This is a genomic window from Burkholderia sp. Bp9031 (assembly GCF_003857965.1).
GTDB lineage: Bacteria > Pseudomonadota > Gammaproteobacteria > Burkholderiales > Burkholderiaceae > Burkholderia > Burkholderia ambifaria_A.
The window spans coordinates 354,076-368,420 of record NZ_QTPW01000002.1; the positions used below are offsets into that span (position 1 = coordinate 354,076).

Consider the following 14,345-nt stretch of genomic DNA (forward strand, 5'->3'; position numbering starts at 1 on the left):
CTCAGAACCACAATGTCGCGCGTACCACGAGACCACGTGCGCGTGCCGCTGACGTCAATGGAAAACGGTACTGCACCGTCACGTCGAGATAGCTTGCCGGCGCGGTATACCTGCCTTCGCGAAACCAGTATCTGAACTGAACGCCAGGCCCCGCACCGATTGCCGTCCTGTCCGGCTGACGATTATCGTGATCGCCTGCCACCGCGACGTGCGGGTAGACGGTCAGCCGGTTGCTCAGCATCGGCAAACGCCACGTGTGCCCGTAGCGCAGCTCCGAATAGATGATGTAGCGGCCCGCCTTGATGAAATACGCACCCTCGACATAAGCCTGCCAGCTCCGCCAGCTCGGTTCGGTAACCCGCAGATCGGTGCCTGCCTCCGACGAATAGCCCAGGCGCATCAGCCAGTCCGTCATCGACAGGCTGCCGACATGAAACAGCCGCTCGGCGGTCACCACTACGTTCTGATCGGGTATCGGCTTGTAGCGCATGCCCACCGACCCTTGTACCGTCGGCATGCCGGTCACGTTGCCGTTGCCATCGTAGGCCGTGCCATATCCGCGCACGAAGAACTGGAGAATACGGCCGTTCTGATAGCCGATCTTCGGGGGCTGCCAGTACGCCTCGATACCCGGCTGGAGCACGCTGATGGTGCCTTGCGGGCCGAATGCGGCCGACTGGTATGGCGCACTCAGCACGAAACCCCAGGTACGCTCCAGCTGTTCGACTTCCCGTCGATAGCCGAACTTGCGCTGCGTGTCGAATGCATGTTCGTTTTCATCGGCGTCGAGACTGTGTTCGAACATCTGGACGGACTCCTCGTTCAATCCGATCCGCTTGGCGGTATAGCCGGCATCCGCGTAGTTCATCGCGTTGCCGGCGCCACCGGCGAAACCCTCCTGAAATGCGTCGAGCGCCTCGCGATCCTTGTGTTCGCGCAAGAGGTCATAGGCTTGCTGCAGCTTTTGCTGCGCGCTGTCGTCGACCGGCGTCTGCGGCGGCGGGTCGACTTGCCGTGCCTGCGCCGCGATCGACGCAGCCATGTTGCGCTCCGCATCCGTCGATGCGTCGCTCACCGCCAGATCCGCCATGCGGATGGCGCTTTCGCGATCACCGGCCTGCAGGCTCAGTTGCGCGATACGCACCTGGACCACGGCCGACTTTTCATCGGCCAGCGGCGCCAGTGCAATGCCGGCTTCATGCGGGAGATTCGCCGCGAGCGCGCTGTCCGACCATGCGAGACGCAGGTTGCGCTGCTGCTCGTTGCTCCATTTTCCGGTGGTGACGGCGGCCGAGAAATCGCGGCACGCAACGTCGTAGCGCATCTGCCGCTGCGCCAGGTAGCCATGCTGCGCCAGCACCGCCGCGCTCTTCGGAAAACGAACGCTCAGCGATTCCAGCATCGCGTCCGCTTCGTCGACCTTCCCTTCGCGCCGGTACACATCCGCGAGCAGCAGCCCGAGCTGCTCGCTCCCCGGCTGCATCTTGACGGCACGCGACGCGTACACTTCCGCGCGCGGCAGGTCGCCGGCATTGATCGCCTTGTATGCGCCGTCGGCGAGCCGATAGGCCTTGGCTGAAAGCTGCTGGGCGGCGGATGCCGGCGCCTGCCAGGCGAGCGACATGGCGATGGCCAGGGCGCTCAACCGTGCGCAGCGCGTGAGGCCGGCCGCGATCGGACGTGTCGAGCGTTTCATGCCTGTTCTCCCGACGGCCTTTTTGCCGGAGATGCCTGCGGCGTCGCGTCATCGCCGTCGCGCAGCCGGGCGATGTCGACGAAGCGCGAGTGCCGCGCCAGTTCGGCGGCAATCTCGGCATCGCAGGCGATGAAATAAGCGACGTTCGATCTGGCGCCGCGCCGCACGACGTCCTGTTCGTCCTGCGAGAGCGGGCGCCCGACCGCGATATTGAGCGTCCCGTCGTCCGCGGTCGAAAACGGGACGGCGCGATACGCATACTGCAGCTCGAAGGCCAGCGAATCCGCGAAGTGGCCTACCGCGACGTTGCCCAGGCTCACGCGCGGCAGCTCCGCCTGCTCGGCGATCGCGTCGGCCAGCGATTCGGTGGACAGCGCGCTGCATTCGAGCAACAGTTCGCCCAGCCGCCTGCCGCATGTCAGTTGTTTCTCGAGCCCGGCCTGCAACTGTTCCAGAGAGAGCACGCCCCAGCCGACCAGGATCTCGCCGATCTTGAGCCGCGCCTTCCCGAGTTCTTCGTTCGACAGATAGGTGTGACTGGTCTTGTCCCACGCGATCGGCCTGCCGCTCACGAGGTGGCCGACATAGATTCGCCACGCGCGACTCACCGCGCAGAAATTGATCATGTTGTTCACGAACATCCTGGGGATCGACAGCACTCCCTGGAGCGGGCCGTTCAGCCTGCTGACGAAGTGGAAGCGCTGTCCGGCGCGGGCAAACAGCATGACGGTGTTCACCCAAAGCAGCGGCGTCACCCATGCACTGGCCATCATGATCTGAGCGCCGGCGGGGATGACGTGGCCGGTTTTCTGAAGGACGGCAAGCAACACGAAGTTGAGCAGCACGGCATAGGCCACCACCGAAAACAGCGACGTCACGATGCCCTTGCGATCGTGGAAGAACATGTAGCGGGTGAGGAGGTCGCCCTTCCAGCCGAGCTGTTCCCAGCCCTGGAAGGCAATGCCGAGGATCCAGCGCGCGCGCTGCCGGTAGGCGGTGCGAAACGTCTTCGGGAAATATTCGCGCGTGGCCAGCAGGTTTCGATTGTCGGCGCCAGCTTCCGCATGCTCCCCGCCGGCATCGCGCTCGACATCCGAAAGCGGAAAGCGGGCAAACACTTCCTTCATGCCGAGGTCTCTCAGCCGGAAGCTGAAGTCATAGTCTTCGGTCAGTGAACTCGTGTTGAACGGGCTGCCGTCGCGCTCCTTCATCGCCGCCTCGATCGAACGCCGGCTGTAGCACGATGCAACGCCCGCGCCCGGCACGACGCCGGTCAGGCGGGCTCGCACCGGTACGTCCTTCTGGTGCGTCTCGCTGAAATCGTCGAGATAGCAGCCGGCGACGAACTCGTTCCATTTTCGCGGCAATGACAGAACCGGGAGCTGGACCAGGTCGCTATCCGCTACCGCATGATTGAGGTACTTGAGTTCGACCGGATGAATGACGTCTTCACAGTCGTGCATGACGACGCCTGCAAACTGGATATGATGGACTTCTTCGTAGCGAAGAATGGCTTCGATGATCCAGTTCAGGCAGTCGGCCTTGCAGGTCGGCCCGTCGTTCATGACCGTTGCGCGCGTCACCCTGCCGGGATACCGGCGGACCATCCGTTCGACTTCCGCCGTGGTTTCGGCGTCGTTGTGATAGGTGCCGACGAAGATGACATAGCGCTCGTACTCTAGGGTCGCCAGGGTGTTTTCGATCATCTTGGCGATCACGTCATACTCTTTCCACGCCGGCACCATGAGTGCCAGATGGCGCTCGTCCAGCGCGCGCAGCATGCCGATATCGACGGTCTGCGATTTCTCGCGACGCAAGATTCGCCCGAGTTCGAATGACCAGTAACAGGCGTCCAGCGTGAGGTCATCCAGCGTACTGACCAGGATGACGATGGCGGTCACAATGGCGACAATGTTGAGCGCATATAAATATGCACTCCATATCATATTATCCATCACTTTTTCCGCTTTCTTCTGTTGTTCGGCTTCTTCTCCCGCGCACCAACGTAAGACGAAACCCTTCCCGTCCCCGTCGACCCCGTCACGTCCACTCCGTTGCCAGCGCCGCATCGGCATCTGTCGCTCTCAAAAGACTCGGTGACACATCGAGCGCTATTGATACGACCACGTAACATCACCAGGAATGCAACGTGTTCAGTGGATGACTTTTGACAGCCGGTTTCCCCCGCTTGCTTGCCTTCGCCCCTGCATTCGCCAACGCTTGCAGCCGTTTCCGATCCGGCGCCGCGCAGTGCGCCCCGTGCACCGTCTTCTCCACGCACAGCTCTTCTAGCAAGTCGTGCGCCATCGTCGCGCCACCCTTTGGCCTTCGGCGCCCCGGCGCGGGCGTCGCGTAATTTCCGAATCAAATTCAGTCCAAATGTTTCAGCGCTGAAACACGGTCGATCGATCCGCCGAAAGCGGCTTGACACCGGTCGGCCGGCGCGCCCCGGTTGCCGCGATCGGGGCGGCGTTACGTGGCTTGGCTCCCAGTGGCGGGAAGGATCAATTTCGAACGCAAAAAATCTGGTGTCCGAATCGATATTTCATGTTCAAGCCAACCGGATCGATTGCCGCGGCGCACAGCGCGCAACCGGTTTCCCCTGAATCGTCCGAACAAGCGTGACGCGTTTTTCGGAGTGAATTCGCGAAAAAAACGGCTGCGTTGCATGCGTGAAACGTTTATCGAAACAAATTTCAGACCGCCGTGACGTGCCGATTTCGGCGTGTCGGCCCGGTGCTCATTTGCGGCCGATGGTACGGATCTAGCTTGAAAACACGACTATCCGGCTGCGTTTTTTATCCGGTATCAAGAGCGGAAAAAACACGACATAACGCCCCGATTCTGAATACTGAATGGCACTTCGCCATGCTCGTTTCGTGAACGAGATGAACTCAATTTGCATATCAAAGGATGAAAATCATGCCTTCGCATCGCAATCAATCTTTTCGAAACGGGTTGAGCGCCGTCGGGCTACTCGTCGCATTGATCCCTGCACTTGTCGTCGGCACGGCCCCGGAGGCGAGTGCGCAGCAGACGAACATGGCGCCTCCCGGCAAGATCAAGCCCCCTCCATTACCGAACGGCTCGGCCCACGCTAACGTGAAACCCGGCATGTCCGAAGAGGATTGGGACAAGGCATACAAGGAGACGGGGCGCCCCAAGTTCAACCGGAGCCTCGTCAAGAGAAGCGGCGGCAACGTGGAACGTGACTAGGGAGAAACGGCCATGAAAAAGATCTTGATCGTCATAGCCCTGCTTGCCGGACTCGCGCAAATGACATTGCCGGGCACGGCGCACGCGCAGGCCACCACCGCACACACGCTCGTGCTGTACGACAACCCGGCCAACGACCCGTATTCGAAGCTCGGCCTCATGTACAGCATCATGCTGAGGAACCTGCTCGGTCACTTCAATACGACCGTCGATCTGGTACCGATACAGAACTACACGGCGGGCATGATCGGCAGCCACGACGCCACGTTCTATGTCGGCGACTACTACAACAATCCCATTCCGACGGCGTTCATGAGCGACGTGATGACCGCCACGAAGACCGTGGTCTGGTTCAAGTACAACCTGTGGCAGCTCGCATGGAACACGGCCTACACGTTCAACCAGACCTACGGGATCAACTTCCTGGGCCTTGCCGGGATGAACGCGCCGCCTTCGTCGAGCAATCCGAATCCCGGCTTCTACGACACGGTCACGTACAAGAACCTGTCGATGGTCAAGTACTACGCGTATGACGCATCGACGGGCGTCATCAATGCGGACCCCGATGTCGGACTGACCCAGGTCGTCGACACCACCAAGGCGCAAGTGCTCGTCACCATGAAGAACAGCAAGAGCGGCGCCACCACGCCGTACATCGTTCGCTCGGGCAAGTTCTGGTATTTCGCGGACATGCCGTTCTCGTACATCGGCCCGACGGATCGCTACCTGGTGATCTGCGACATCCTGCACGACATCCTGCAGACCAATGCACCGGTGAATCACCGCGCGCTCGTTCGTCTCGAGGATCTCGACGCATACACGACGACGAGCTCGATGAAACAGCTGACGGATTACCTGTCCACGAAGAAGATCAAGTTCACGATGGCGACCATCCCGCTGTATACCGATCCGAACGGGTATTACAACGGCGGCGTCCCGGAAACGATCCACCTCGCGCAGGCGACGGGCCTCAAGAGTGCGCTGAACTATGCGATCGCGCGCGGCGGCTCGATCATCATGCACGGCTATACGCACCAGTACGACTCGACACCTAACCTGCAGAACGCGGTCAGCGGCAGCGACTACGAGTTCTGGTTCGCGGTGCAGAATCGTCCTGTCGATGAGGACTCCGTTCAATGGGCGGAAGGCAGAATGGCCAATGGCCTCCTCGAGTTCACGAACAACGGCTACAAGGTCGTCGGCTGGGCCGCGCCGCAGTACCAGATGTCGCCGAACGCAGCGGCGGCCACGGCGCTGACGTTCCCGACCACGTTCCAGCGGGCCGTCTACTACACGTCGACCAATCCGCAAATCGGAACGGGCGCGGCCAACCAGGACTTTTCGGCCGGGCAGTTCTTCCCGTACATCATCAACTCCGATTACTACGGTGAGCGGATCATTCCGGAGAACCTGGGCAGCATCCAGTACAACATCTGCAATATCGACCCGTTCTCGTGCATCGCGTACACGTGGCAGCAACTCGTCACCAATGCGCAGTATGGCCTGGCGGTACGGGATGGCTTCGCGTCGTTCTTCTTCCATCCGTACTGGCTCGAACCCGACCTCAAATTGCCGGCGTTCAAGGACTTCCAGAGTCTCGTGACCGCCATTACGAACCTCGGCTATACGTGGGCGGACGGCACGACCGCCAAGTGACATGCGCCGGAGAAAGCCTCGTGCGACCCGCAGCAGCAAGGCGGGTCGCACGCCTGCATCCGATCGGCTACGATGATGCGCATGAGTGCTTCCGGGGAGGCAGCGATGATCACGTACGCCATCCTGGCCTTGCGCGGAATTCGACGGCGTATGGGCTGGCTTCGGCTCGCAGGTCGGCTACGCCGGCACGCGCAGGCGCCGCCGCGCTCGTCCCGCGCGACGACGCTCGCGGCCATCGGCGCATCGCTCATCATGGCCGCGTGTAGCTGGACGGCGCACGACGTGCATGCCGACGGAATCGTCTGGCAGGTGGACAACACGACGACGAATCCCGTCGGAAACTGGCAGATGCTCGGCGTGCACGATCTGCTGATCCAGTGGAGCGTCGTCGACGATACCGCGTACGTGCCGAACACCAGCATCCGTTCCGCGGCACACCTTCCCGACTGGGAGCGCATCGGTCGCGAGCCGTGGGCCAGGAACGTCATCCTGGGCCTGGCCGGCTACCAGGACGAAAGGCGCGCACGCAGCCATCTGTCGACGCTTGCGGACCAGTCCGCGGAGGTGGCGCGCGTGCACGTCCCGCTGCACGTGACCGGTTACTACTTCCCGGTCGAAATCGATCCGACCTGGCAGGATGCGCCGAAACTTGCCGAGATTCTGAAGCGCTTGCCGCATCCGCTTTGGGTCAGCGTCTACGATCAGACCAATATCGGCGGAAAGGCACTGGCCGACTGGCTCGCATCGTGGCTGCCCGCGGACGTCGGTGTGTTCTTCCAGGATGGCTGCGGCGTCTATGCGCGCGAGCCCTACGTCGCGCGCACCTACCTCGACGAGCTGGCCGCGCGCCTCGGAAAACGACGTGTGCGGATGATCGCCGAAGCCTTCCGGCCTGCCGAGCATGGTGGATTTCGTGCGGCCAGCGCCGAGGAACTGGGCAAGCAGCTGGCGACTTATCGGGGCTATCCAGTCTATCTGTTCGATGGCCCGCACTATGTGTCGGACAACCTCACGCGCGAACTCATCATCAACAGGACGACCAAACCGCCCGCGGTCGAGCCGGCCAGGACGAGCCCCTGATCCTGTCCGCATCCGGGTTCCCATGCAGACGGCAAGCCCCGCGCAACGGCGGCGAAGCTGACGGTTGCACACGCAGATGCTTGCGATGCTTTCAGCAACGCAACAGTCTGGAATTCGAATGAAGCGGCGTCGCCGGCACGGGCGAACGCGCGCGAGGAGAGATCAGGAAGAGAAACGGCGCGATGACCGATCGCGCCGGGAGACAACCAGGAAGAACCGGACGAGCCACCGCGTGCCGGACGTGCGCATCGAGACCGCCCGTTCGCCGCACGCGGTCTTGCGACTTACTTCAATCGCCCCGACAGGAATTGCCCGAGCCGCTCGCTCTTCGGATTGACGAGAATCTCCTGCGGATCGCCTTCTTCCTCGATCTTCCCCTGATGCAGGAAGATCACGTGATTCGACACGTTGCGCGCGAAGCCCATCTCGTGCGTGACGACGACCATCGTGCGGCCTTCCTCGGCGAGCTTCTGCATCACCTTCAGCACTTCACCGACGAGTTCCGGGTCGAGCGCCGACGTCGGCTCGTCGAACAGCATCACCTCGGGTTCCATCGCGAGCGCACGCGCGATCGCGACGCGCTGCTGCTGGCCGCCCGACAGGTGCGACGGGTACATGCCTTCGACACGCGGCGCGAGGCCGACTTTCTCCAGATACTTGCGCGCCCGCGCGACGGCCTCTTCCTTGCCGATCCCGAGCACGGCCATCGGCGCCTCGATCACGTTCTCGAGCACCGTCATGTGCGCCCACAGGTTGAAGTGCTGGAACACCATCGACAGCTTCGTGCGCATCCGCTGCAGCTGCTTCTGGTCGGCCACGCGCAGCGCGCCGTTGCGATCGCGTGTGGTCTGGATCGGCTCGCTGCCGATCGTGATCTGCCCCGAGCACGGCTGCTCGAGGAAGTTGATGCAGCGCAGGAACGTGCTCTTGCCGGAGCCGCTCGAGCCGATGATGCTGATCACGTCGCCGGCCTTCGCCTTCATCGACACGCCCTTCAACACCTCGTTGTCGCCGAACTTCTTGTGGAGATTTTCAACGGTGAGCTTGTACATGCTTGGTCCTTCGTTGCGAATGCATTAATGGCCGCGCGGTGCGAGATACGCGAGCCAGCGCGTCTCGAGCTTGCGGAACGCCCAGATGAGCGTGAACACGACGATGGCGTACAGCGCGGCCGCGATGCCGTAGGCCTGGAACGACATGTACGTCGCGGAATTGACGTCGCGCGTGACCTTCAGGATGTCGGGCACGGTTGCCGTGAACGCGAGCGTCGTCGCGTGCAGCATCAGGATCACTTCGTTGCTGTAGCTCGGCAGCGAACGACGCAGCGCGGACGGCAGGATGATGCGCGTATAGAGCTTGAAGCGCGACATCCCGTACGCCATGCCGGCCTCGATCTCGCCGGCCGACGTCGCCTTGATCGCGCCCGCGAAGATCTCGGTCGCATACGCGCATTCGTTCAGCACGAACGCGAGCAGCGTGCAGTTCATCGCGTTGCGGAAGAACGTGTCGAGCAGCACGTGGTTGTGCACGACCTGCAGGCTGTAGATGCCGGTGTAGCACATCAGCAGCTGCACGTAGAGCGGCGTGCCGCGGAACACGTACGTATAGAGCCACACCGGGCCGGAGATCCAGCGGTTCGACGATGCGCGCGCGATCGCGAGCGGCACGGCCAGCGCGAAGCCGAGCGCGATCGACACGACCAGCAGCCAGAGCGTGATCGCGAGGCCGCTGAAACGGTAGCCGTCGGTGTAGAGATAGCTTTGCCAGTACTGGCTGACGAGTTCGATCACAGTGCAAGCCTCCGGACGCCGACGGAATAACGCTTCTCGAGGTGGTGCAGCACGACGTTCGACACCGTCGTGATCGCGAGGTAGATCGCGCCTGCCGCGAGCGTGAAGAAGAAGAAATCGAGCGTGCTCTTGCCGGCGTCCTGCGACGCCTTCACGACATCGGCGAGGCCGATGATCGACACGAGCGCGGTGGCCTTCACGAGCACCTGCCAGTTGTTGCCGATGCCCGGCAGCGCGAAACGCATCATCTGCGGGAACAGGATCCGGTGGAACACGCGCCAGCCGCTCATCCCGTACGCGAAGCCTGCTTCGAGCTGGCCACGCGGCACCGCGAGGAACGCGCCGCGGAACGTCTCGGTGAAATACGCGCCGTAGATGAAGCCGAGCGTGATCACGCCGGCCACGAACGGGTCGATGTCGATCTGGTCCCAGCCGAGCATGTCGGTCACGTTGTTCAGCAGGATCTGGATCCCGTAGAACAGCAGCAGCATCAGCACGAGATCGGGCACCGCGCGGATCAGCGTCGTATAGAACGTGCCGATCGACTTGAGCACGCGGTTGGTCGACAGTTTCGCGGCCGCGCCCGCGAGGCCCAGTATGAGCGACGCGGCGAGCGACAGCACCGCAAGCTTCACGGTCTCGACCGTGCCGGCCCACAACAGCGGGCCAAATCCTTGGAAGATCATATGAGGGATCCAGAACGAGGTGGCTGGATTGTCAATAGCCATTAGCCGCGCATCAAACGATATCTGCGCACTACCTGATGCAACCTGCTCATCAAGTCGAACGCATCACGCGCAGCGGGTTGCACCCATAACGGACGCGGCGCGCGCCACAGCCGATGCGCGCCGCATGGAGGGTCAGCCGCCGTAGACGTCGAACGCGAAGTACTTCTTCTCGATCTTCTTGTACGTGCCGTCCTTGATGATGTCGGCGATCGCGTGGTCGATCTTCGCCTTCAGGTCGGCATCGTCCTTGCGCAGCCCGATGCCGGCGCCGTTGCCGAGCGTCTTCGGATCGTCGATATCCTTGCCGGCGAAGTCGAAGTTCGCGCCGCGCGGCGTCTTCAGGAAGCCGATATCGGCCTGCACCGCATCCTGCAGCGCGGCGTCGAGGCGGCCGGACATCAGGTCCTGGTACACGCCGTCCTGGTTCTGGTACGGCACGACCTGCACGCCCTTCGGCGCCCAGTAGGTCTTCGCGTAGGTTTCCTGGATCGTGCCCTGCTCGACGCCGACCGACTTGCCCTTCAGCGATTCGGCCGTCGGCAGCAGGTTCGAACCCTTCTTCGCGACGAGGCGCGTCGGCGTGTTGAACAGCTTGTCGGAGAACGCGATCTGCTCGGCGCGCGCCGGCGTCATCGACATCGACGACAGCACGCCGTCGAACTTCTTCGCCTTCAGGGCCGGGATCATCCCGTCGAAGTCGTTCTCGATCCACACGCATTTCGCCTTCAGGCGGGCGCAGATCTCGTTGCCGAGATCGACGTCGAAGCCGACGACCTTGCCGCTTGTGTCCTTCGATTCGAACGGCGGATAGCTGGCGTCGACGCCGAACCGGATCGTCGTCCAATCCTTGGCGTGGGCACCGACCGCGATGCAGGCAAGGGCAATACTGAGCGCGAGTTTCTTCATGGCGTTCCTGTAATAGGCGAACTGGCACGGGTCCCGTCGGGCGACGCCGCCGCGAACCCTTCCAACCCGGAAGCCGTCCGTCCGACGACGCTCCAAGTTGTACATACAACTTTGCCTTTTCCATGCCACCGTCGGCAATCCGTGTTTATCTCTAATTGTCGGCGGATTGTTTCCATGAGCGAATTTCCCTTATATTTCAATTCGCTACACATTACATGCAGATAAAGTATTGCTTTCATCGGGAGTTCAGCGCACCGCCGGCGCACCATTATTTGTCTATACTTTTTCGCTTGCCGCCCTCTCCGGCGCGACGGCCGCCGCCGATCCGGCCATGCGAGCCCGCGCCCCTTCGGCCGTACGCACGCCGGAATAACCCCAATCAACGGCCCCCGGTCGGGCCCGCGCGGCGTCGAACCCGGTACACTGCGCCGGGACACCGCACCAAGGCCGGTCTGCGACGGCACGCGGCCGCTGCCTCTTGAACAGCAACGCAATGACCACACCGATCTATCAGGAAATCAAGGACTTCATCCTCGCGCGCATCCATGCGGGCGAGTGGGCGGAAGGCGACCAGGTGCCGTCGGAGAACGAGCTCGCGCGTGAATTCAACGTCGCGCGAATGACCGTCAACCGCGCGCTGCGCGAGCTGACGGCCGAGCAGGTGCTCACGCGCACGCGCGGCTCCGGCACCTACGTCGCTTCGCCGAAATACGAATCGACACTGGTCGCGATCCGCAGCATCTCGGATGAAGTCGCCGCGCGCGGCCATGGATACCGTGCGCAGGTGCTGGAGGTCGGCGCGGCGATCGCCGACGCGAAGCTCGCCGACGAGCTGCAGCTCGACACGGGCAGCCCGATCTTCCATTCGCGCGTGCTGCACTTCGAGAACGACACGCCCGTGCAGCTCGAGGAACGCTGGGTCAATCCGGCCTGCGCGCCCGAATACGCGCTGCAGGACTTCACGACGACGACGCCGAACCAGTACCTGACGCGCGTCGCGCCGCTGCAGCGGGTCGAATACCGGATCGAGGCCGCGATGCCCGATGCGCAAACGCGCCGCCACCTGTCGATGGATGAACGCGAGCCCTGCCTGCTGCTGCATCGGCGTACGTGGTCGCAGGGGATGGTCGCGTCGGTCGCGAATCTGTGGCACCCGGGCAGCCGCTACCGGTTCACCGGGCATTTCTGACGCCGACACCGGCCCGCGGCACGATCAGCGCGCGCCGGGCCGGCCCCAACGCTCGATCGCATCGACTGCGACACGCAACCCGTCCTCCCGCGCGATCCGCGCACCGAGTTCGGCGGCACGCGCTTTCGTGTCGGCACGCGCCGCGAATGCCATCGCGCCGGCGAGCGCGGCGGCATCCATCCGCCGTCCCGCCACCCGCGCATCCGCGACGCCGAGCCGCTGCAGCCGGTTCGCCCAGAAGAACTGGTCGCCCGCGAACGGCACGACGACCGACGGAATACCCGCCCGCGCGGCCGAATGCGTGGTGCCCGATCCGCCGTGGTGGATCGCCACCGATACACGCGGAAACAACCAGTCGTGCGGCGTCTCGCCGATCGCGTGCACATGCGCCGGCAGCATCGACGCATCGATGCCGCTCCAGCCCGGCTGGAACAACGCGCGCCGGCCGTCGAGCGCCCGCGCCAGCGCGTCGGCCATCGCGGCCCGGTCGAATCCGGCCATGCTGCCGAAACCGATATACACGGGCGGATCGCCCGCTTCGAGAAAGGCCGAGAGCGCGGGCGGCGGCGTCCACGCCCGCGCATCGATGCGCCACTGACCGCATGCCAGCGCGTTCGACGGCCAGTCGGCCGGCTCGGACAGCAGCACGGGAGACACGCCGTACAGCATCGGATGATCGGTCCACACGCGCCGACGCGGCGGCAGGCCGCACACGCCGGCGCGCGCCGCATTGGTCGCCTTCCTGAACGCCTGCCACAGCAGCGCACTCACGAACCGGTGGCTGGCGCGATTGAGCCAGCGCGGCACCTTGCCGGGCGGCAGGAACGGCGACGCGAACGCCGCGGTCGGCGTGATCGGGATCATCCCCGTGCCGATCGCCGGCACGCCGCGATACTCGGCGACCGACAGCCCGACGAACAACGCCAGCCCCGACACGAGGATCGCATCGCAACCGGCCGATGCGCGCGCGACTTCGCGCATCCATGCAGCGGTGTTCGCATTCGCGATCGCCGCGAGCGCTCTCGACGTGTCGTTGAAGCCACCGCGCCCGCGCACCGCATCGGACAATGGGCCATCCGGCGCGATCGCCGCGCGGATATCGCCGGACAACGGCTCGGACGGCACGCCGAGCGCGGCGGCCGAACCGAGCGTCGCGACATCGGCCAGCAGCCGGACTTCGTGACCGGCATCCAGCAGCGCGCGGCCGAGCGCAGCGAGCGGGCGCGTGTCGCCTTCGGTGCCGTAAGTGGCGATGACGAGCTTCATGCATGACTCCTCGTGCACGCTGCAAACGAGTGGATTCATAAAAGTGCACGTCGTATACTAATGTAATTCGTGCACTTTCCGTCAATCCCCGAGCCATGCCGACAACGACCGACGATCCGGGCCGCCGCGCACGCAAGCGCATCCAGATGCTCGCGCATCTCGCCGACACCGGCGCACACCTGTTCGATGCGCACGGCTACGACGCCGTCACGATGGAGCAAATCGCCGCGCAGGCCGACGTCGCGAAACGCACGCTGTACAACCACTTCCCGACGAAGGAAGCCGTGCTCGCGCACTGGCTCGAACGCGAACTCGCGCGCGACCTCGCACATCTGCAGCGCGACGTCGCGAGACGGAAAACCTTCGCATCGCGAATCGCCTGCGTGCTCGATGCGTCGGCCGCATGGTGCGAACAGCATCCGGTGTACCTGCTCGCGTACCTGCGGCATCGACTCCTCAGCATCGGTGCGGCGCAAACGGAAAGCGGAAAGGAGAACGGCGGCGACGTCGCACTCGTGTGGCAGCAGTTGATCGCGGCCGGCCAGCAGGCGGGCGAACTGAATCCGGCGCTGGCCGCCGATCAGCTCGCGACCTGGTTTCATCACCTGTATCTCGCGGCGATGCTGCGCTGGCTGAGCGTGCCGGGGTTGTCGCTGAAGCGGGAATTCCAAGCAGTCGCGAAGCTGTTCGTCGAAGGCGCGCAGGCAAAGCCGTGAGCGGCCACTGCGGCCCGTCAGGTACTCGGAGCCGCCCGAGCGATGACCGATCGCTCGGCCGACCGTGCCCGCTACGCTCGACGTGCTTCGCGTACAAATTGC

General features: G+C 63.5%; 12 protein-coding genes. 5 read left to right on the top strand and 7 right to left on the bottom strand.

Annotation, left to right across the window (positions count from 1 at the left end; genetic code table 11):
* Nucleotide 1: 1 nt before the first annotated feature.
* The gene (locus DIE15_RS04795; protein ID WP_124832514.1) at nucleotides 2–1,696 is read right to left on the bottom strand and encodes a bacteriophage N4 adsorption protein A; all 1,695 of its coding nucleotides are present in this window, start codon (nucleotides 1,694–1,696) and stop codon (nucleotides 2–4) included.
* Complete coding sequence (locus tag DIE15_RS04800; RefSeq protein WP_124832515.1) at nucleotides 1,693–3,651, bottom strand: glycosyl transferase family protein; 1,959 nt, start codon at nucleotides 3,649–3,651, stop codon at nucleotides 1,693–1,695. Before DIE15_RS04800 ends, DIE15_RS04795 begins: the two co-directional genes overlap by 4 nt.
* 958 nt (nucleotides 3,652–4,609) lie before the next feature.
* Between DIE15_RS04800 and DIE15_RS04805 the strand changes: the two genes are divergently transcribed.
* The 3 genes from DIE15_RS04805 to DIE15_RS04815 all read left to right on the top strand — a co-directional run bounded on the left by DIE15_RS04805 (nucleotide 4,610) and on the right by DIE15_RS04815 (nucleotide 7,648).
* On the top strand, nucleotides 4,610–4,912 hold the full coding sequence (locus DIE15_RS04805; protein WP_242431790.1) for a hypothetical protein: 303 nt from the start codon (nucleotides 4,610–4,612) through the stop codon (nucleotides 4,910–4,912).
* A 12-nt stretch (nucleotides 4,913–4,924) separates the two neighbouring features.
* Entirely contained in the window at nucleotides 4,925–6,568 is a 1,644-nt protein-coding gene (locus tag DIE15_RS04810; RefSeq protein ID WP_057925760.1) for a DUF2334 domain-containing protein, read from the top strand.
* Nucleotides 6,569–6,673: 105 nt separating this feature from the next.
* Entirely contained in the window at nucleotides 6,674–7,648 is a 975-nt protein-coding gene (locus tag DIE15_RS04815) for a hypothetical protein (protein ID WP_124832516.1), read from the top strand.
* Nucleotides 7,649–7,932: 284 nt separating this feature from the next.
* Here the strand turns inward: DIE15_RS04815 and DIE15_RS04820 are convergent, their stop codons facing one another.
* The 4 genes from DIE15_RS04820 to DIE15_RS04835 form a co-directional block, all read right to left on the bottom strand.
* Complete coding sequence (locus DIE15_RS04820) at nucleotides 7,933–8,700, bottom strand: ABC transporter ATP-binding protein (protein WP_057925762.1); 768 nt, start codon at nucleotides 8,698–8,700, stop codon at nucleotides 7,933–7,935.
* 24 nt (nucleotides 8,701–8,724) lie between these two features.
* Nucleotides 8,725–9,438, bottom strand: coding sequence for an ABC transporter permease (locus DIE15_RS04825; protein ID WP_057925763.1), 714 nt, complete (start codon nucleotides 9,436–9,438; stop codon nucleotides 8,725–8,727).
* A complete protein-coding gene (locus DIE15_RS04830) occupies nucleotides 9,435–10,124 on the bottom strand; it encodes an ABC transporter permease (RefSeq protein ID WP_057925764.1) in 690 nt (229 codons plus the stop codon). Before DIE15_RS04830 ends, DIE15_RS04825 begins: the two co-directional genes overlap by 4 nt.
* Nucleotides 10,125–10,298: 174 nt before the next feature.
* Nucleotides 10,299–11,072 carry an ABC transporter substrate-binding protein gene (locus DIE15_RS04835; RefSeq protein ID WP_057925765.1) on the bottom strand — a complete coding sequence of 258 codons (774 nt, stop codon included), beginning with the start codon at nucleotides 11,070–11,072 and terminating at the stop codon, nucleotides 10,299–10,301.
* A gap of 493 nt (nucleotides 11,073–11,565) precedes the next feature.
* Here DIE15_RS04835 and hutC point away from each other — a divergent pair, with 493 nt between their 5' ends.
* Nucleotides 11,566–12,261: a histidine utilization repressor gene (hutC, locus tag DIE15_RS04840; protein WP_057925766.1), complete on the top strand. Its 696-nt coding sequence runs from the start codon at nucleotides 11,566–11,568 to the stop codon at nucleotides 12,259–12,261.
* A 24-nt stretch (nucleotides 12,262–12,285) separates the two neighbouring features.
* Here the strand turns inward: hutC and DIE15_RS04845 are convergent, their stop codons facing one another.
* Nucleotides 12,286–13,527 (bottom strand): glycosyltransferase, encoded by a 1,242-nt coding sequence (locus DIE15_RS04845; protein WP_124832517.1) that lies wholly within the window; start codon nucleotides 13,525–13,527, stop codon nucleotides 12,286–12,288.
* 95 nt (nucleotides 13,528–13,622) lie between these two features.
* Between DIE15_RS04845 and DIE15_RS04850 the strand changes: the two genes are divergently transcribed.
* Nucleotides 13,623–14,243 (top strand): TetR/AcrR family transcriptional regulator, encoded by a 621-nt coding sequence (locus DIE15_RS04850; protein WP_124832518.1) that lies wholly within the window; start codon nucleotides 13,623–13,625, stop codon nucleotides 14,241–14,243.
* The last annotated feature ends 102 nt before the right edge of the window (nucleotides 14,244–14,345 follow it).